This window comes from Streptomyces sp. WM6378, from assembly GCF_001279695.1.
Classification (GTDB): Bacteria; Actinomycetota; Actinomycetes; order Streptomycetales; family Streptomycetaceae; genus Streptomyces.
Window position 1 is genome coordinate 45,119 of the sequence record NZ_LGDD01000301.1, and the last position, 19,298, is coordinate 64,416.

Sequence of the window (19,298 nt, forward strand, 5' to 3'; positions counted from 1 at the left end):
CCCTGCCAGGGGCGCGGGGCTGTGACATTGTGCGGCTCCGCCGCGTGGGCGCGACCAGCCACAACCGACCCACAGCCGACCGACGAGGCTCCTCGCCTAGTCGATCCCCAGCCCCGTCAGCTCAAGCAGCGCCACAAGCCCCGCCCCTGCATTCCGCATCAGGACACGCCCCCCGGCCCGCCGGGCGGTGAGCCGCAGCCGGGCGACCACTTCGACGGCCACCAGGTCCGCCCGGGTCAGCGCGGCGAGGTCACACACAACCTCCCGCGCCCCGCCCACGTACAGCCCGCGCAGCCGCTCGCACAGGAGCGGGACGTCGGCGAGGGTGACGAGGGCGGAGACGACGAGGACAGGCTGCTGCTCCGCGGGACCGGTGGCTTCCACGTATATGAGACCCCGGGACGCCCCGGAACTCATCGGTAGGCCAGAGCCGCCCGCCCCGTCCCGATGGGGCCTAGCGCCCTGGGAAGTCGCTCGTCTCGATCAACAGCTCGAAGGGCGCGGGCAGAGTGACCGCCTCGCCGAACTTGCCTGCCGTGAGCGTTCGGAAGACATCACCCTTGGGCTCCCCGTACAGAGTGACGGTGGGGCCGCCGGGCGCCCAACGGTCGATCAACAGATAGAGCGGTACGCCAGCCTGTGCGTATCCGGCGGCCTTCGTGATGCGGTCATGGCTCGCGTTGGACTGCGAGGTGATCTCGACCACCAACTCGGCCACGTCGGCAGGGATGAAATTCCTGCCCCCGGTCAGCACATGTCTGGGAACCACCAACAGGTCCGGGACGTACATTCCGTGCCGGGACGGGACAGCGACCGCAAGCCTCTGGTAAATGCCCCAGTCCGCAGGGATCCCGGGGTAAAGCTGCCGCTGAACAGTGTCAGCGATGTCGTTGTGATCGTTCGATGGCGTTGGTGACAAGGTGACGATCCCCTCAATGATCTCCACCTTGCAGCCCTCGGGTGCGTCCGTCTCCTCCCAGAGACGGACAAGGTCATCCCAGCCCTGGCCGGGCTCGTGGCCAACCGTGAGTGCGCTCATGGCGGTCTCCCTGCGTCGGTTCGTCACGAGTCCAGCATGCCGAACGGGACCGGAGAGGGTCTACCGGTCCCGTTCACCCATTCGAGGAACGTACAGCTCAGGCGATGCGCTCCAGCACGATCGGGTTAGCCGAGAACGCGGTGCCGGCCGGCGCCACGTCGTACGAGCCCGCCACCGACTCCAGCGCGTACTCGAACTTCTCCGGCGTGTCCGTGTGCAGGGTCAGCAGGGGCTGGCCCGCGGTCACCGTGTCGCCGGGCTTCGCGTGGAGCTCCACGCCCGCGCCCGCCTGGACCGGGTCCTCCTTGCGGGCGCGGCCCGCGCCGAGGCGCCAGGCGGCGACGCCGATGTCGTACGCGTCCAGGCGGGTCAGGACGCCCGAGGACGGGGCGGTGATCACGTGCTGCTCGCGGGCGACCGGCAGGGTCGCGTCCGGGTCGCCGCCCTGGGCCGTGATCATCCGGCGCCAGACGTCCATCGCGGAGCCGTCCGCGAGGGCCTTCGCCGGGTCGGCGTCCTTGATGCCCGCGGCGTCCAGCATTTCGCGGGCGAGCGCGATGGTGAGCTCGACGACGTCGGAGGGGCCGCCGCCCGCCAACACCTCGACGGACTCCCGGACTTCGAGGGCGTTGCCCGCGGTCAGGCCGAGCGGGGTGGACATGTCGGTGAGGAGGGCGACCGTCTTCACGCCGCTGTCCGTGCCCAACGCGACCATCGTGGAGGCCAGTTCACGGGCGTCCTCGATGTTCTTCATGAACGCGCCGGTGCCGACCTTCACGTCCAGGACCAGCGAGCCGGTGCCTTCCGCGATCTTCTTCGACATGATCGACGAGGCGATCAGGGGGATCGCTTCCACCGTGCCCGTCACGTCGCGCAGCGCGTACAGCTTCTTGTCCGCCGGGGCCAGGCCGTCGCCCGCCGCGCAGATGACCGCGCCGGTGGTGTCGAGGACGTTCAGCATCTCCTCGTTGGAGAGCAGCGCGCGCCAGCCGGGGATCGACTCCAGCTTGTCCAGGGTGCCGCCCGTGTGGCCGAGGCCCCGGCCCGAGAGCTGCGGCACGGCCGCGCCGCACGCGGCGACCAGCGGGGCGAGCGGCAGAGTGATCTTGTCGCCGACGCCGCCGGTGGAGTGCTTGTCGGCGGTCGGGCGCGAGAGCGAGTCGAAGTTCATGCGCTCGCCGGAGGCGATCATGGCCGCGGTCCAGCGGGCGATCTCCGTGCGGTTCATGCCGTTGAGGAGGATCGCCATGGCAAGGGCGGACATCTGCTCGTCGGCGACCACGCCGCGCGTGTACGCGTCGATGACCCAGTCGATCTGCTCGGGAGAGAGCTCGCCCCGGTCTCGCTTGGTGCGGATGACGGAGATGACGTCCATGGCATTCCTTCCGGCTTGGTGCACGTTGGTACGTACGCGACTCTACGCGCATAGAGGGGAGTTGAAAGTGCGGCCCCGCACCAGGGTGCGGGGCCGCGGGGTTACTTCAGGTGGTCCGGGCCGAAGGCCTGGGGCAGCATCTCGGACAGCTTGAGGATGCCCGCCGGAGTCTCCAACAGGAGCTCCGGGCCGCCGAATTCGAAGAGGAGCTGGCGGCACCGGCCGCACGGCACGAGCACGTCGCCGTGGCCGTCGACGCAGGTGAAGTGCGTCAGGCGACCGCCGCCGGACAGCTGGAGCGCCGAGACGAGCCCGCACTCGGCGCACAGGCCGATGCCGTACGAAGCGTTCTCGACGTTGCAGCCGGTCACGGTGCGCCCGTCGTCGACCAGGGCGGCCGCGCCGACCGGGTAGCCCGAGTACGGCGCGTACGCGCGGGACATGGCCTCGCGCGCCGCCGTGCGCAGCGCTTCCCAGTCGGGCGTCGGCGTCACTTGCCCTGGCCCTTCCGGTAGCGCATGCCGTCCGCCTTGGGCATCCGCAGACGCTGGGCGGAGAGCGAGAGCACGAGCAGCGTCACGACGTACGGGGTGGCGCCGACGAAGTCGCCGGGCACGTCGTCGGTCAGCAGGTACCAGACCAGGATGGCCACGGCCACCACCGCGCTGATCGCGGCCTGGAACAGCGCCTTCTTGTACGCCTTCCAGCCGGCCAGCGCCGCGAGGAGGACGACGAGCAGGAGCAGCAGGGCGTGCACGGTGGTGCCGCCGTTGCGCAGTTGGAGCGCGTCGGAGAAGCCGAACAGGCCCGCGCCCATGGCGAGTCCGCCCGGACGCCAGTTGCCGAAGATCATCGCGGCGAGGCCGATGTAGCCGCGCCCGCCGGTCTGGCCCTCCAGGTAGATGTGCGAGGTGACCAGGGCGAGGAACGCGCCGCCGAGACCGGCGAGGCCGCCGGAGACGGCGACCGCCGCGTACTTGTAGGAGTACACGTTCACGCCGAGGGACTCGGCCGCGATCGGGTTCTCGCCGCAGGAGCGCAGGCGCAGGCCGAAGGCCGTCTTCCACAGGATCCACCAGGTGCCGACGAACAGCAGCACCGCGATGACGGTGACCCAGGAGACCTCGGTGACCAGGCCGCCGATGATGCCGGCGAGGTCGGAGATGAGGAACCAATGGTGGTTCTGGATCGACTCCAGGCCCGAGGAGAGACCCGGGATGGTGAAGCTGGGCAGTGCGTCGGCGGGCGGCGACTGCTTGGGGTTGCCGCCCTTGACCTGGGCCTCGCCGTTGTTGAAGAACAGCTTGGCCAGGTACTGCGTCACGCCGAGCGCGAGCAGGTTGATCGCGACACCGGAGACGATGTGGTCGACGCCGAAGGTGATGGTGGCGACCGCGTGGAGGAGGCCGCCGAGGACGCCGAAGCCGACGCCCGCGATCAGCCCGAGCCAGGGGCTGGACTGCCAGCCGACCCAGCCGGCCCCGAAGGTGCCGAGGATCATCATGCCTTCGAGGCCGATGTTGACCACGCCGGCCCGCTCGGACCACAGACCGGCCAGGCCCGCGAGCCCGATCGGCACGGCGAGGCCGAGCGCGGCGCTGATCTGGCCCTCGCTGGTGAGCTGGTCGGCGCCGGTGATGATGCGTACGGCGGAGACGAGGATCAGCGCGCCCGCGATGATCATCAGGACCTGCGCGAGGGAGAACTTGCGCTTGGCGTTGCCCCGCTTGACCCCGGCCGGAGGCGGTGGGGTCGTGGTCGTTTCGGTCGTGACGCTCATGCCGTCACCTCCGTCTCGGTCTTGGCGGCCTGGGCCGCGAGCTCGGCGCCGACGCGCTGCTGCTGGCGCTTGAGGCCGTAACGGCGGACGAGTTCGTAGGCGATCACGACGCACAGGACGATGACGCCCTGGATGACGCCGAGGATCTCCTTGTCGTAACCGATGAATTCCAGATGGTTGGTGGTGCGCTCCAGGAAGCCCCACAGCAGGGCGGCGAGGCCGATGCCGATCGGGTTGTTGCGGCCGAGGAGCGCGATCGCGATGCCCGTGAAGCCGAGCCCGGTGGGGAAGCTGTTGTCGAACTGGTGGGTGTCGTTGAGCAGGGTGGGCATGCCCACCAGACCGGCCACGACACCGGAGATGATCATGCTGGTGACGATCATCTTCCTGACGTTGGCGCCGCTCGCGGCGGCGGCCGACTCGGACTGGCCGACGGCCCGCAGGTCGAAGCCGAAGCGGGTGCGGCCGAGCGTGAACCAGTACGCGATGCCGGCGAGGACGGCGACGACGATGAAGCCCCACAGCTGTCCGGCCGGGCCCATGTCGATGGAGAAGAACCACGAGGACGCGGGCAGCGGCTTGGTCGAGACGAGGGTGCCCGCCGAGTCGAGCTGGCCGAGCCGGCCGGGCTGGATGAGGTAGGCGATGATCGCGGTCGCGATGGCGTTCAGCATGATGGTCGAGATGACCTCGCTGACGCCCCGGGTGACCTTCAGGATGCCCGCGACCGCCGACCACATCGCGCCGACGATCATGGCGACGATGATGATGACCGGGATCTGCACGATGCCCGGCAGGCTCATCGCGCCGCCGACCACCGCGGCGAGGAAGGCCGCCAGGCGGTACTGGCCGTCGACGCCGATGTTGAAGAGGTTCATCCGGAAGCCGATGGCCACCGCGATGCCCGCCAGGTAGTACGTCGTCGCCTTGTTGAGGATGTAGACCTGGCTGTCGCTCGCCGAGCCGTACGACAGCATGTCGTTGAAGGCCGGGAACGGGTTCCTGCCGGTGGCGAGGATGACCAGCGCGGTGACGACAAGGGCCGCGACGAGCGCGAGCACGGGGGCCGCGGCCGCGAGGAGCAGCTTCTCCTTGTCGATGCGGGAGGTGAGCTTCTTCATCGGTCCTCTCCCCCAGTGTTCTCGTGGTGCTCCAGGTGGCCGGTGGCGGCACCGGTCATGGCGGAACCCAGTTCTTCGGGGGTGATCGTGGCGGGGTCGGCGTCGGCGACCAGACGGCCCCGGTACATCACCCGCAGGGTGTCGGACAGGCCGATCAGCTCGTCCAGGTCGGCGGAGATCAGGAGCACCGCGAGGCCCTCACGGCGGGCCTCCCGGATCTGGTCCCAGATCTGCGCCTGGGCGCCGACGTCCACGCCCCGGGTGGGGTGCGCGGCGATCAGCAGCTTGGGGTTGTGGCTCATCTCGCGGCCGACGATCAGCTTCTGCTGGTTGCCGCCGGACAGGGACGCCGCGGTGACCTCGATGCCGGGGGTGCGCACGTCGTACTCGCGCACGATCCGCTCGGTGTCGGTGCGGGCGGCCTTGTTGTCGAGCAGGGGGCCCTTGGAGTTGGGCTTCTCGGTGACGTGGCCGAGGATGCGGTTCTCCCACAGCGGCGCTTCCAGGAGCAGGCCGTGGCGGTGGCGGTCCTCGGGGATGTACCCGATGCCGTCCTCGCGGCGCTTGCGCGTCGGGGCCGTCGAGATGTCGGTGGTGTCGAGGGTGATGACACCGCCGTCGGGGATGCGCATGCCCATGATGGCCTCGACGAGCTCGGCCTGGCCGTTGCCCTCGACGCCCGCGATGCCGAGGACCTCGCCCTTGTGGATCGTGAAGGAGACCGAGGAGAGCACCTCGCGGACCACGCCGTCGGGGTCGGTGGCCGCCAGGCGCAGGTCGGCGACCTGGAGCATGGGGACCGTGGTGACCGTCGACTCGCGGGTCTCGGGCGAGGGCAGCTCGCTGCCCACCATCAGCTCGGCGAGCTGCTTGGTGGTGGTCGTACGGGGGTCGGCGGTGCCCACCGTGGTGCCGCGCCGGATCACCGTGATCTCGTCGGCGACCGAGAGCACCTCGCCGAGCTTGTGCGAGATGAAGATGACGGTCAGGCCCTCGGCCTTGAGCTCGCGCAGGTTGTCGAAGAGCGCCTCGACCTCCTGTGGGACCAGGACCGCGGTCGGCTCGTCGAGGATCAGGGTGCGCGCGCCGCGGTAGAGGACCTTGAGGATCTCCACGCGCTGGCGGTCGGCGACCCCGAGGTCCTCGACCAGGACGTCCGGGCGGACCCCGAGGCCGTACGCGTCCGAGATCTCCTTGATCTTGTTGCGGGCCTTGGCGCCGATGCCGTACAGCTTCTCGCCGCCGAGGACGACGTTCTCCAGGACGGTCAGGTTGTCGGCCAGCATGAAGTGCTGGTGGACCATGCCGATGCCGAGCGCGATGGCGTCGGCCGGGCTGGAGAAGGAGGCCTCGGTGCCGTCGATGGTGATGGTGCCCTCGTCCGGCTTCTGCATGCCGTAGAGGATCTTCATCAGGGTCGACTTGCCGGCGCCGTTCTCACCGCACAGGGCGTGCACGGTGCCCTTGCGGACGGTGATGTCGATGTCCTTGTTGGCGACGACACCCGGGAATCGTTTGGTGATGCCGCGCAGTTCGACGGCGGGAGGGCTGGACGCGTTGATGGCGCACTCTCCTCGTGGGCAGGAGCAGGGGGGCGGGGAGCTTCCGGAGAAGCCTGGAAGCGCACTGACGTACGGCCGGGCTCCCGGCGTAGTAGTTCAGCACACTCCTGGCGCGCCAACTCCGGCCTACGCGCGTAGAGTTGACACTTCGTTACGGCCCGGTGAGCAGGGCGGTCCCTGCTCACCGGGCCGGTTGCGACAAGGGCGGTCAGTGACCGCCACGGGTCACGGGGTCGTCTTGACCTTGATGGAGCCGTCGACGATCTTCTTCTTGGCCGCGTCGAGCTGCGGCTGGATGTCGGTGATGAAGCCACCGCTGGTGGCCAGCGAGACGCCGTTCTTGGCCAGCGGGTAGCTGTTGGTGCCGACCAGCGGCTTGCCGTCCTTGACCGACTTGATCAGGTCGTAGACGCCGATGTCGACGTTCTTGACGACCGAGGTCAGGATCGAGTTCTTGTACTTGTCGAGCGAGGCCTGCTGGTACTGGTCGGAGTCGACACCGATCGCCCAGGCGCCCTTCTTGCCCGCGACGGCCTCGATCGCACCGGTGCCGGAGGAGCCGGCGGCGGTGTAGATCACGTCGGCGCCGTTGTCCAGCATGCCCTGCGCGGCTTCCTTGCCCTTGTCGGGGCTGGTGAAGCCAGAGTTGTCCGAACCGTGCGACAGGTACTGGACCTCTACGTTGTCGGAGGGCTTGGTGTCCTTGACGCCCTGAACGAAGCCCGCCTCGAACTTCTTGATCAGCGGGACGTCGACACCGCCGATGAAGCCGACGTGGCCGGACTTCGACTTCAGCGCCGCGGCGACACCCGCGAGGTAGGAGCCCTGCTCCTCGGTGAAGACGATGTTGTCGACGTTCTTCGGGCCCTCGACGACGGAGTCGACGATGCCGAAGGTCGTGTTCGGGAACTTCGCCGCGACCTGCTTCATCGAGTTCTGGTACGCGAAGCCGACGCCGATCACGGGGTTGTAGCCGCCCGACGCCAGGTCGCTCAGCTTCTGGACGCGGTCGGCCTCGGTGTCGGTCGTCTTGGCGGTCAGCTCCTTGACGGAGCCGCCGAACTCGGACTTGGCCTTGTCGATACCGCGCGCGGCGGAGTCGTTGAACGAGTGGTCACCACGCCCGCCGACGTCGTACGCGACACCGATCTTGACGCCCTTGCCGCCGGAGGACGACGAGGAGGTGCCCGACTCCTTCTGGGAGGACGTGGAGCCACAGGCGGTGGCGGAAAGCGCGAGCGCGGCGGTGGCGATACCGGCCGCAGCGATCTTGGATACCCGGCGCAAGAGGAGGTCCCTTCAAACCTGAACCGAGGCGCCCCTACCGGCGCTGGTTTCGCGTCGGATCGTAACGCGCGTAGATGTCGCGTAAAGCCCTGTTCGGAAGCCGTTATCGAATCGCCGCGAACAGGGGATGAAGTGTCCGGTTACGAGCGGTTGCCGTCCAGCAGCGCCGCGGCGGTGAAGAGCTCGACGCCGACCTTGATGGCTGCTTCGTCCGCGTCGAAATCACCCCGATGGAGGTCAAGCCGGGCATTCGAGCCGGGTGTACGGACCCCCAGGCGGGCCATCGCCCCTGGTACATGCTCCAGGTACCACGAAAAGTCCTCGCCACCCAGCGACTGCTCCGTGTCCTCGATCGCATACGGTCCCCGGCGTGCCGCCATGGCGTCGCGGAGGAGCTCGGTCACGACCGGATCGTTGACGACCGGGGGCACTCCGCGGACGTAGTTGATCTCCGATTTGGCGCCGTGCAGGTTGGCCACTTCGTCGATCGCGGCGTGTACGAGGTCGGGCGCGTCGCGCCACGCCCCGAGGTCCAGGCAGCGCACCGTACCGGCCAGCTCGGCGTGCATCGGGATGACGTTGCAGGCGTGGCCGGCCTCGATGCGGCCCCAGGTGAGGGCGAGCCCGGCGCGGGCGTCGATGCGGCGGGCGAGCAGCGCGGGCACGTCGGAGGCGACCCGCGCGACGGCGGTCACCAGGTCGGTCGTCAGGTGCGGGCGCGCGGTGTGGCCGCCGGGCCCGTCGAGGGCGACCTCCAAGCGGTCGCAGGCGGAGGTGATGGCGCCGTGGCGAAGGCCGATGCGGCCGACGTCCACGCGCGGGTCGCAGTGCACGGCGATGATGCGGCCCACGCCGTCCAGGACGCCCGCCACGATCGCGTCGGCGGCGCCGCCGGGCAGCACCTCCTCGGCCGGCTGGAAGAGCAGCCGTACGGGGGCGGGGAGGCGGCCCTGGCGGTGCAGCTCGGCGAGGACGAGGCCCGCGCCGAGGACGGTCGTGGTGTGCACGTCGTGGCCGCAGGCGTGGGCGCGGTCGGGCACGGTCGAGCGGTAGGGCACGCCCGCCTTGGCGTCGGGGATGGGCAGGGCGTCGATGTCCGCACGGATGGCGAGCATCGGGTGCACGCCATCCCAGCTGCCGATGTCACAGATGAGCCCGGTGCCCGACGGCAGCACGCGCGGTTTCAGGCCGGCCGCTTCGAGGCGGGCCCGGATCGCGGCGGTGGTCCGGAACTCCTGGTTGCCGAGTTCTGGATGCATGTGCAAGTCCCGGCGGAAGGCGATGAGTTCGGCACACAGGGCCTCGCTCAGCTCGCCGGGCAGCGGTGCTTCCTCGGGCAGATCGGCTTCGGACGACTCACGGGACATCAACTGGTTCACCCGTTGAGGGTAGGCCTCGTCAAGGGTCAACTCGGGCGCGATCAACAAAAGTTCAGCCGCATAGGGGAAAGAAAGCTGGTCACAAGGCGCATGTCGATCGTGACAAGTGGGTACAGTAATTCGTCCTTCTGCCCGATGCGCTGGAACGGGCGTTCCCCCAAGGCATGACGGGCCGCGCTCCCCAGAGTAGGAGACGCGGGACGCCCGTTGGGCCCCGGCTAGGCAGCCACGGTCGCCAGACCATGGGCTTTGCGCGCCGCCCCCGTCACTCCGTCCAGGAAGCCCTGGGCGCGCGGCGAGGCGTTGTCCGTGAGCCACTTCGGGTCTATGTCGCAGACCACGACGGACACCCCGGTGCCCGCGAGCGCGAGCGGCAGGGTGTGGACGACGGTGGAGGGGAAGCTCAGGATCGTCCGGCCCACCGGCCCCCGCCGGGCTATGAGTTCGAGCGGCAGGTCGGGGCGTACGACCTCCAGGCCGGTGCGGGCGTGCAGGGTGTGCAGCTTCTCGGCGGACTCCCGGCGGTGCGCGAAGTAGCGCGTCACGCCGTGCGTACGAGCGAGGAGGCCGACCGCCGCGAGGTAGCTCTCGGGGTCGACGACACCGGTCTCCACCAGTGAAGTACCCACCAGATCCGCGCCCTTGGTCAGGCGCGGCGGCCCGAAGTTCGCGCGGGTCCAGCCGAAGGTGTTGGGGGTGACGGTGACGCCCTCGGGCGCCTCTATGGGCATCGCGCTGAACACCTCGACGCCCCGGCGCCGCGCGGGAGTGAGCCGGCGGCGGGCCGCCGCGGACACTGGCGCGAACAGCAGGTCGCGCGCCCCGGACCGGCTGCCCCGCCGGTGCCAGCGCACCAGCCGTTCGCCACGGGCGAGTTGGGAGACGAACTCCATGGTGGCCGTCCCGTCGTCGACCACCACCAGGTCGCGGGCGCGGGCGACGGTGAGCAGCAGCTGTACGTAGCGTGAGAACGGGTCGCCCATGACGATCCGGTCGGCCCGCCGCAGCATCGGGGTGAGCCCGCCTATCGTGTGCAGCGGGGCCGTGAGCCCGCCCCGGGCCTCCTCCCAGCGCACCTGCGTCCCCGCGTCGCGGGCGAGTTCGGCCATGCGGCGCAGCTGGCCGCGCGACATGGGGTCGGTCGGCGAGAGCACCACGACGGTCAGACCCGACAGGTCCGGCGCCCCGGGACGCTGCTGCGCGGGCACGCCGTCGAGCAGCGGGCCCGGCGCGTGGGCCCACTCCAGGACGTTGAGCAGCTGGACCGGGCTCTCCACGAAGGCGACGGTGGCGGAGGTGTCCCGAGGCACGGCGGGCCCGCCCCCTCAGACCGCGGCCGGAGCGCGGTCCCCAGCGGCCTCGGCACCCTCGGCGGCTTCCGCCTGGGCGACGACACCGGCGACGCGGCGCAGCTTCTTCATCGGGGCGAGCTCGGACTCGTAGACCTTCTTGACGCCGTCGCCGAGCGCGGCCTCGATGGTGCGGATGTCGCGGACGAGGCGGGTGAGGCCGCCCGGCTCGACGGAGGCGGCCTGGTCGGAGCCCCACATCGCGCGGTCGAGGGTGATGTGGCGCTCGACGAAGGCGGCGCCGAGGGCGACGGCGGCGAGCGTCGTCTGGAGGCCGGTCTCGTGGCCGCTGTAGCCGATCGGCACGTTGGGGTACTCGGCCATCAGGCTGTTGATCACGCGCAGGTTGAGCTCCTCGGCCTTGGCCGGGTAGGTCGAAGTGGCGTGGCACAGCAGGATGTTGTCGCTGCCGAGCACCTCGACCGCGTGCCGGATCTGCTTCGGCGTGGACATGCCGGTGGAGAGGATGACCGTGCGTCCGGTGGCGCGCAGGGCGCGCAGGAGCTCGTCGTCGGTGAGCGAGGCGGAGGCCACCTTGTGGGCCGGCACGTCGAACTTCTCCAGGAAGGCGACGGCCTCGGTGTCCCACGGCGAGGCGAACCAGTCGATGCCGCGCTTCTTGCAGTGCGCGTCGATGGTGCGGTACTCGTCCTCGCCGAACTCCACCCGGTGGCGGTAGTCGATGTACGTCATCCGGCCCCAGGGGGTGTCCCGCTCGATGTCCCACTGGTCGCGCGGGGTGCAGATCTCCGGGGTGCGCTTCTGGAACTTGACCGCGTCGCAGCCGGCGTCGGCGGCCGCGTCGATCAGGGCGAGCGCCTTGTCGAGGTCGCCGTTGTGGTTGATGCCGATCTCGCCGGTGACGTACACGGGGCGGCCCGGACCTGCGGTGCGGCTGCCGAGGGTGCGCAGACGGTTGCTCATGAGGGTGTTCCTTAGCTAAGCGGGGGTGTGGTGGGGCTGTGGGGTGTGGTTGAGCTCGGGTCCGAGGAGCCAGGCGGCGATCTCGCGGATCGCTCCTTCGCCGCCGGGGGTGCGGGTGACGGCGCGCGCGGCGGCGCGCACCGAGTCGTGGGCGCTGCCGACGGCCACGGGCCAGCCGGCGAGCGCGAAGCAGGGCAGGTCGTTGACGTCGTTGCCGGCGTAGAGCACGCGGGCCGGATCGATCCCGTTCTCCTCGCACCACTGCTTGAGGGCGAGGTCCTTGCGGTCGATGCCGTGCAGCACGGGGATCTGGAGCTTGCGGGCGCGGGCGGCGACGACGGGGTTCTGCTCGGTGGACAGGACGAGCAGCTTCAGGCCGGCCCGGCGCAGCGCGGCGATGCCGAGGCCGTCGCCCCGGTGCACGGCGACGAGTTCGCGGCCCTCGGAGTCGATGAGGACCTTGTCGTCGGTCTGGGTGCCGTCGAAGTCGAGGACGACCGCGTCGACGTCGTCGCGGGTGGGGGTGGGCAGCCGGTCGAGGACCGGGGCGAGCGCGCGGGCCCGCTCCAGGTCGTGCGGCTCGTCGATCTCCAGGACCCGGGCCGGGTCGGTGCGCACGAGCGCGGTGCGGCCGAAGAAGCGGTGCTGGTGCGTACGGAAGCCTTCGGCGTCCATGGCGTACGCGGCGCCGGTCTCCAGGAAGTCCTGCGGGCGGTCCTGGCGGCGCGGCCGGAACGCCTTGTCGTGCCCCATGCCCTGGCCGCCGCCGACTCCGTCCTCGATGGACTCGCGCCACAGGAAGCCGTGGAAGGGGGTGACGGTGACGGCGGTCTCGGCGCCGTCCTCGACGACCGCGGCCGCCACGCCGTCGATGTCCTCGCGGGTCAGGAACGGGCTGGTGCACTGCACGAGCAGCACCACGTCGGTGTCGGGGTGCGCGTCCAGGGTGTGCAGGACGGCGGCCTCGCTGGAGGCGGTGTCGCCCGAGATCCCCGCCGGGCGGAGGACCACGTCGGCCCCGGACGAGCGGGCGGCGGCCGCGATCGCCGGGTCGTCGGTGGAGACGACGACGTCGGTGACGAGGCGGGCCGAGCGGCAGGCGAGTACGGCCCGCACGACGAGCGGGACCCCGGCGACGGAGGCCAGGTTCTTCCCGGGCACGCCCTTGGAGCCGCCCCGGGCGGGGATGACGGCGAGGACTTTCGGGGGCGTACTCGCGGAGGAGGCCGGGGACGTCGTCGCGGGCCCCGGTGAGACGGGCGTCTCGGGCATCAGAGTTCTCCCATCCGGCGGATCACGGGCGCGACCCGCTGTACGCCGTGGCGGTAGGCGCCGCGGGCCGCGTCGCGCACGGCGTCCCGGATCACGCGGCGCAGGCCGGTCGGCTCGTTCGTGGGGGCCGCGCCCGGCAGCGGGGTGCCGTCGGGGGCGAGGTGGTGGCGGGCGAGGATGCCCGGGAGGTAGCCGGGCGCGGTGGCGGCGTTGTAGTACGGGGCGATCGGCGGCAGGCTTTCCTTCGAAAGCAACTCGCTCATTCGCTCCCGTACTTGATCGAAAGCGCGGTGGTACGCCTCGCCCGGGGCCACGCCCTGGGCGGCGAGCCAGTCGGCATCGGGCGCGGGGCGGTGTCCGGCGTCGAGCCGGTCCCAGGAGGCGAGGCAGCCGGAGCCGAGGAAGTGGTGGTTGCCGAGGACCTCGCGTACGCCGAGGTCGGTGAGGACAGCCGTCGGGACCGAGCGGTGCAGGGACTCCAGGGCGGCGGTCGAGGACACGGTCACCAGGAGGTCGGTGCGGTCCAGGACCTCGCCCATGTTCCCGTACGCCAGCGAGAAGTTGGGCGGCAGGTCCATGCCCTTGGCGAGTCTCTGGAAGGGGTGTTCCTCGATGTGCGTGGTGTGCTCGCCGGGCTTGGAGCGGAGCTTGAGGACGACCTCGCGCCCGGGGTGGCGCCGCGCGTGGTCGACGAGGCGGCGCAGCAGGTACTGCCGGTCGGCGCGGCTCTCGGGGACGGAGGGCTGGGCGGCGAAGACGACCGTGTCGCGGCCGGGCTCCGGCTGGTACGCGGCGCCGCCGAGGAAGGGCAGGGCGGCCTCGGTGACGGCGGAGGCGTCGGCGCCCACACCCTCGTACACCGCGCGGAAGCGCTCGGCGTCGTGCCGGGAATTGGCGAGCACGACATCCGCGCCGTGCCGCAGGAGCAGACCGTCGGCGAGCTTCTCGTAGACGACGCCGACATAGCCGGTGACGATCACGGGCCGCCGGGTGTGCCCGGGCCAGCGGGCGGCGAGCCCGTGCAGCGCGGCCTGGGCGGCGCCGCCGACGAGCGCGAGCACGATGACGTCGTACGCACTCCTACCGTTCAACTCCCCGGCCATGTCGAAGAATTGAGCCATCGTCACTTCGCGCAGAGCGTTCGGGGACACTCCCACCTCGGCGAGCTGGCGAGGGGTGGGGGTGGCGCGGCCGCGCAGCAGGAAGCCGTCGGGTTCGGGCGCGGCGGGCCGGGGTGCGGCGGAGTCGGCCCCGGACGCCTGTTCGGCGAGACGGCGCGCGGTGAGCGCACCCCATTTCCACCGGGTGTCCGAATCCGCGAGAACCGCGATCCGCAGCCTTGAATCGGTACGTGATGGCACGCGGTAGAAACTAGAAAGCCCCGCGGATTCGCGGCCCAACTCAACTGCAACAACTGGTTAACAGCGCGACTACGAAAGGCGTGCGGGGTGGGCGGACGGGCCGGTTAACAGTCCCGCCATTCTTCGTTCACCCGGCATCTCCGTGCCGGACAGGACGAATGACGGGCGGCGCCATAGCGTCACGGCCGTGGTCAAGCTCTCCGTCATCGTGCCGTTCTACAACGTGCGCGCCTACGCACCCGACACCCTGCGAAGTCTGCGCGCGAACGCCCGCGACGACTTCGAGTTCCTGCTGGTCGACGACTGCTCGTCGGACGGCACGATCGACCTGCTCGAACGCGCCGAGCGCGAGCTGCCGGGGGCGGTGCTGCTGAGACACGAACGCAACGGCGGCCTGGCCACGGCTCGCAATACGGGCCTGGACGCGGCCGGCGGCGAATACCTGACGTTCCTGGACGGCGACGACTGGCTCGCCCCGGGCCATCTGGCTCAACTCCTGTCGTCCATCGAGGAGTTGGGCTGCGACTTCATCCGCACCGACCACGTCCAGGTGACCGGCCAGGAGCGTACGGTGCACCGCGTTCCGCACGGCCGGCGCGGCGAGGTGATGTCCCCGCGGGACGCGATCCTGCCCGCCACCCGCTCGACCTCGGTGGACTACGCGTACGCCTGGGCCGGGATGTACCACCGCAGGCTCGCCGAGCGCGGCCTGCTGCACTTCACCGACGGACTGCGCACCGCCGAGGACCGGCCATGGATCTGGCGGCTGCACCGCGAGGCGGAGTCGTTCGCGGTGACGGGACAGCTCGGCGTGTTCTACCGGCGCGGGGTCGCCTCGTCGCTGACCCAAATCGGCGATGCCCGACAACTCGATTTCATTCGCGCATTCGATCAAGTAATCGAAGAAACGGCGAAGGACCCGAATGCGGGCGAACTGCTGCCGAAAGCGATACGGACGTACTGCGCGATCATTTCCCACCATATGAGCAGCATCGAAAGGTTCGAACCGGCAGTGGCGAGAAAACTCCGGGCCTTGAGCGCGGCCGCCCTGAGGCGCATGCCGCAGGACCACCTCAAGGACGCGCTGAACTCGATGGACTCCCGTCGCGCCGCCCGCCTGCGCCGCCTGCGCCACCGCCCGGCCACGTCTTCGGCAGGGGCTGCCGCCTGATGCGTACGACTCAGATCTTCGCGGCGTCGACGCTGTACGGGGTGGCCACCCTGGCCGCCGCGCTCGACAGCGGATGCTTCCCCGCGGCGGACCGGCGGCTGCTGCTCATCAGCAACAACGCGCCCGTGCCGGAGACTTCGCCCGCCCTCGACACCATGCCCGGCTTCGCCCAGCTGCGCGGCCGCTTCGACGGGGTGCTCTCCTGGAACGAGACGATCGCCCCGTTCCACCCGGGCGGCTGGTCGCCGCGTCCGGACGATGTCCCGCTGTGGGAACGGCAGTTGAGGGACCTGTGGGACCTGTCGGACGACCGGATCGAACTCGCCCTGGAATCCATCCAGGTGAACCCGGCCCAGGCGGTGGCCCAGATCTTCCCCGACGCACCGCTGACCGTGTACGCGGACGGCCTGATGACGTACGGCCCCACCCGCAACAAGCTCGACCCGCTGATCGGGACCCGGGTGCGCCGCGTCCTCCACCTGGACCTGGTCCCGGGCCTGAGCCCGCTGCTGCTCGGGGAGTTCGGGGTACCGAGCGAGACGGTGCCGACGGCGGCGTTCTTGAAGACGGTGGGCGAACTGGCAGCGGCCGAGGCCAAGTTGGGGCTTGACGCCGACGGTTCCGAGCCGGTGGCACTGCTCCTCGGCCAGTATCTGTCCGCCCTTTCCATCCTCACTCCCCCGCAGGAGGAGGAACTGCATCTGCGGATGCTGCGGGGGGCGGCGGCGCGGGGGCACGGCCGGATCGTCTTCAAGCCGCACCCTTCGGCGCCGCCGGCGTGGTCGCGCGAGCTGACCCGAGAGGCGGCCACGCTCGGCGTCCAATTCACCGTCCTGGAACGGCCGTTGCTCGCCGAGGTGCTGTACGAGCGGCTCTCCCCCAAGCTGGTGGTGGGCTGCTTCTCCACGGCACTGCTCACGGCCTCGTCCTTCTACGGCATCCCGGTCGCCCGGGTCGGCACCGAGCTCCTCCTCGACCGGCTCGCCCCCTACCAGAACAGCAACCGGGTGCCGGTGACCATCGCGGACGCGCTGCTGCCTCCGTTGGAGCCGGGCCCGGCGCCCGAGGTGGACCTGGCGGGGCTGCTTCCCGCGGTGGGGTACGCGATGCAGCCCGAGCTGCGGCCGGACCTGCGGGACGCGGCCGAGCGGTACCTGGCCGCGTCCCTGGACGCCCACACGTGGCGGTACTTCAAGCGCCGCCGCCTGACGGCACTGGGGCTGCCGGGCGCGATCCCGCCCCAGCTGGGTTTCATTCCGCGCAACGCGACGGTGCGCAGGGTTGCCCGGCGGGTTCGGGGGGTTGTGCGGCGGGGGGTGTAGGGGGCTGCACGGGGTGTTTCCCCCCGGGAGGGCGCCGTCGATCAGGCCCTGGTCACCGGCGCCTGGAGTTCCGTGACCCAGTCGTCCTGGTTCTCGGGGCACTCCAGGTTGATCTCGCGGGGGTACCCGGTCGACCGGTAGCCGTTGGCGTCGATCCAGCGGGCCAGGATCTGGGCGGTGGGGAGCACGGTGTCCATCGAGCCGCGGTGCACGATGGTCGCCGCCTGGCCGAGGGACGGCAGGTCGAGGACGCGGAAGGCGCCGTCACGGAAGGCGCCTTCCTGGAGAGGGGCGGCGACCTGAACGGCGGCGTGGACGCGGATCCTGCCGCCGCCCTCCGGCGCGTCCTCGTAGTAGGCGACACCGGGGCCGGCCGGGGTGACACCCGCCGAGCCCAGGAGCCGGAACAGCTCGCAGTACAGCGGCCCGATGACCGGGCCGATGTCCTCGGGCTCGTAACTCGCGGCGGTCGCGGTCAGTTCCGCCACCCGGATGGCGGGGACGCTCTTGATGACGACGTCGTTCGTGGGCATGTGCCCCTCGCTCTCGATCGCTCGGAGCCTCGCCTCGACCTGGACCAGCCGTGCCGACGCGGCGGCCATGGCGGTCTCCAGCTCGGCCCGCCGCAGCCGCAGCATGCCGCGCAGTTCCTCGGCACCGACCTTCTCGTCCACGATGTCCCGGACCTGCTGGAGGGTGAATCCGAGGTCCTTCACGGTAGCCGCTGACCGGGTCGACGTGGGCCGGGCGCAGCAGGCCGGTCGCGTCGTAGTGACGCAGCATCCGGACCGATACGCGGCCGTGCCGGGCGAAGTCTCCGATGGTGAACATGATGTCTCCGAGCTGACTGCCTGACACGGTGTGAGGGTCAAGAAGCTACGTGGCGCACCCGGGGCGCCGACGGGGCCCCGGCGGGTTCCGCGGCTTTGCCCCCGCAGGGGCTCCGCCCCCGGTCCCCCCGTCGGGTGGCATCTGCTCCCACACACGCGCGCGCCATCGGAGATCGTGCGCCAGCGCGTACGCGACATACGCGCCCCAGCCCGCAAAGCAAGCAGTCATCACCCCAGCCATCACGCAGCTTTCACGAGGTGGATTTTCAAGGAAATCTCCAGGGGAACAGCCAGCTGAACCGTCACTTCACCTCACTTGGCATCCCCTCCGCAATCACGCGAAACAGGCGTGAACGAACATGAACGAGCCACCCCAGAATCACGATCCCCGCACAACGTCTGACAACCCCGAGGGCACAAAAACTTGAAGCACTTGGAGCACTGGAATACGCGCACGCCCGACTCACAGCAAACCCACAGAATGAAAACAAAAAGGGGTGCGGGGCCTCCCCGAAGTTTCGGAGGAAAGCCCCGCACCCCTTTTGATGACCTCTTTAGGGAGGCCTCACGAACTCTTTGCTCGGGTCAGTGAGATCAGCGAGATCAGTGACGATCACAGACCTTGCGTGCCTTGTGCCAGGTCTTCGTCCAGTACCCGGGGTGGACCTTGCCGTGCCGGTCACGCGTGGCCTTGTGCCAGGTCTTCGTCCAGTACCCCTTGACCACGTGGCACCTTTCCTTGCCACCGTCGTGAACCGCTGTCACGACCGTGTGCGACGGCGCGGCTTCCGCAGCACCGACCGAGGAGAAAGCCACTCCTGCGGTGAGCGCGGCAGTAGCAGCGCCGAGAGCGATCACTCGCTTGAAACCTGCAATCATGACTCCACCTTTCTGCTTAGTAGAACCATCCGATGAGCTGGACAACGACAGTTTTATCACCGATGTCTCGACGGAATGCGAGTAACGCTCGGGCGCGCGGGAGCGCAAAGAGGTTGCGAGTTAAAACACGCACGCCCCCAGAAAGGCGCCCCCTTTATTTCACCCTCACCCCTCACCCCTCACCCCCGCACATTGATGACATGTCCAATTCCAGAGCCGACAGAAGAAAGATTTCGACAGGCGCGCCGGGCGGCAGCGCCACTCCTGAAAAAGGGGAAGCGTGGAGCGCGCCTTGAGTCGATCCGCCGGGGGGGGAGCCCGGCGCGGCGGGGGCCGGGGGGATCCGAGGAGTAGAGCCCCTCCGGGGTCCGGGGCAGAGCGGGCCTAAGCCTCCAGGAGGGGGCCGCCCGGCGGAGCTCCAGGGACGGAAGGGACCCCAATCCAACGAGCCCCAGCCGAACGGAGCCGAGCCGCGCCGAGCCGCGCGAGGAGTGCGGCAGGCATGGCTGCGGGAAGGGGTGCAGGGGACGGAGTCCCCGCAGGGGGTCTGGGGCACAGCCCCAGGGCTCAACCCTCCCACCCCCCTCACGGGCGGGAGGGTGGGCAAACCCCCGGGGGTCTGGGGCGCAGCCCCAGGAGTCCAGCCC

At 70.1% G+C, this 19,298-nt stretch carries 16 protein-coding genes and 1 pseudogene; 2 read left to right on the forward strand and 15 right to left on the reverse strand.

The window, feature by feature from the left end; all coding sequences use genetic code 11:
• Positions 1-96: 96 nt before the first annotated feature.
• The 13 genes from ADK54_RS26885 to ADK54_RS26945 form a co-directional block, all read right to left on the reverse strand.
• The gene (locus tag ADK54_RS26885; RefSeq protein WP_234392211.1) at positions 97-384 is read right to left on the reverse strand and encodes an STAS domain-containing protein; all 288 of its coding nucleotides are present in this window, start codon (positions 382-384) and stop codon (positions 97-99) included.
• A gap of 70 nt (positions 385-454) precedes the next feature.
• Positions 455-1,039: a Uma2 family endonuclease gene (locus ADK54_RS26890; RefSeq protein ID WP_053728308.1), complete on the reverse strand. Its 585-nt coding sequence runs from the start codon at positions 1,037-1,039 to the stop codon at positions 455-457.
• 97 nt (positions 1,040-1,136) lie between these two features.
• A complete protein-coding gene (locus ADK54_RS26895) occupies positions 1,137-2,414 on the reverse strand; it encodes a thymidine phosphorylase (RefSeq protein WP_053728309.1) in 1,278 nt (425 codons plus the stop codon).
• A 101-nt stretch (positions 2,415-2,515) separates the two neighbouring features.
• Entirely contained in the window at positions 2,516-2,908 is a 393-nt protein-coding gene (locus ADK54_RS26900) for a cytidine deaminase (protein WP_078966655.1), read from the reverse strand.
• Positions 2,905-4,194 carry an ABC transporter permease gene (locus tag ADK54_RS26905; RefSeq protein WP_053728310.1) on the reverse strand — a complete coding sequence of 430 codons (1,290 nt, stop codon included), beginning with the start codon at positions 4,192-4,194 and terminating at the stop codon, positions 2,905-2,907. The genes ADK54_RS26900 and ADK54_RS26905 overlap by 4 nt, the downstream gene beginning before the upstream one ends.
• The gene (locus ADK54_RS26910; protein ID WP_053728311.1) at positions 4,191-5,315 is read right to left on the reverse strand and encodes an ABC transporter permease; all 1,125 of its coding nucleotides are present in this window, start codon (positions 5,313-5,315) and stop codon (positions 4,191-4,193) included. Before ADK54_RS26910 ends, ADK54_RS26905 begins: the two co-directional genes overlap by 4 nt.
• Positions 5,312-6,847 (reverse strand): ABC transporter ATP-binding protein, encoded by a 1,536-nt coding sequence (locus tag ADK54_RS26915; protein WP_078966656.1) that lies wholly within the window; start codon positions 6,845-6,847, stop codon positions 5,312-5,314. Before ADK54_RS26915 ends, ADK54_RS26910 begins: the two co-directional genes overlap by 4 nt.
• A 255-nt stretch (positions 6,848-7,102) precedes the next feature.
• The gene (locus ADK54_RS26920; protein WP_053728312.1) at positions 7,103-8,164 is read right to left on the reverse strand and encodes a BMP family lipoprotein; all 1,062 of its coding nucleotides are present in this window, start codon (positions 8,162-8,164) and stop codon (positions 7,103-7,105) included.
• Between the two features lie 140 nt (positions 8,165-8,304).
• The gene (locus ADK54_RS26925; RefSeq protein ID WP_053728324.1) at positions 8,305-9,531 is read right to left on the reverse strand and encodes an amidohydrolase; all 1,227 of its coding nucleotides are present in this window, start codon (positions 9,529-9,531) and stop codon (positions 8,305-8,307) included.
• A 230-nt stretch (positions 9,532-9,761) separates the two neighbouring features.
• Positions 9,762-10,853 (reverse strand): hypothetical protein, encoded by a 1,092-nt coding sequence (locus ADK54_RS26930; RefSeq protein WP_053728313.1) that lies wholly within the window; start codon positions 10,851-10,853, stop codon positions 9,762-9,764.
• Positions 10,854-10,868: 15 nt separating this feature from the next.
• Positions 10,869-11,816, reverse strand: a complete 948-nt coding sequence (locus ADK54_RS26935) for an N-acetylneuraminate synthase family protein (RefSeq protein ID WP_053728314.1) — start codon at positions 11,814-11,816, stop codon at positions 10,869-10,871.
• 15 nt (positions 11,817-11,831) lie between these two features.
• Positions 11,832-13,088: an acylneuraminate cytidylyltransferase gene (locus ADK54_RS26940; protein WP_053728315.1), complete on the reverse strand. Its 1,257-nt coding sequence runs from the start codon at positions 13,086-13,088 to the stop codon at positions 11,832-11,834.
• A complete protein-coding gene (locus ADK54_RS26945) occupies positions 13,088-14,449 on the reverse strand; it encodes a DUF6716 putative glycosyltransferase (protein ID WP_053728316.1) in 1,362 nt (453 codons plus the stop codon). Before ADK54_RS26945 ends, ADK54_RS26940 begins: the two co-directional genes overlap by 1 nt.
• 187 nt (positions 14,450-14,636) lie before the next feature.
• Here ADK54_RS26945 and ADK54_RS26950 point away from each other — a divergent pair, with 187 nt between their 5' ends.
• Positions 14,637-15,620: a glycosyltransferase family 2 protein gene (locus tag ADK54_RS26950; RefSeq protein WP_053728317.1), complete on the forward strand. Its 984-nt coding sequence runs from the start codon at positions 14,637-14,639 to the stop codon at positions 15,618-15,620.
• A complete protein-coding gene (locus ADK54_RS26955; RefSeq protein WP_053728318.1) occupies positions 15,620-16,942 on the forward strand; it encodes an alpha-2,8-polysialyltransferase family protein in 1,323 nt (440 codons plus the stop codon). Before ADK54_RS26950 ends, ADK54_RS26955 begins: the two co-directional genes overlap by 1 nt.
• Positions 16,943-16,983: 41 nt before the next feature.
• Here the strand turns inward: ADK54_RS26955 and ADK54_RS26960 are convergent.
• A pseudogene (locus ADK54_RS26960) lies at positions 16,984-17,773 on the reverse strand (MerR family transcriptional regulator).
• A 602-nt stretch (positions 17,774-18,375) separates the two neighbouring features.
• Positions 18,376-18,651, reverse strand: coding sequence for a hypothetical protein (locus ADK54_RS26965; protein WP_053728319.1), 276 nt, complete (start codon positions 18,649-18,651; stop codon positions 18,376-18,378).
• Positions 18,652-19,298: the final 647 nt, after the last annotated feature.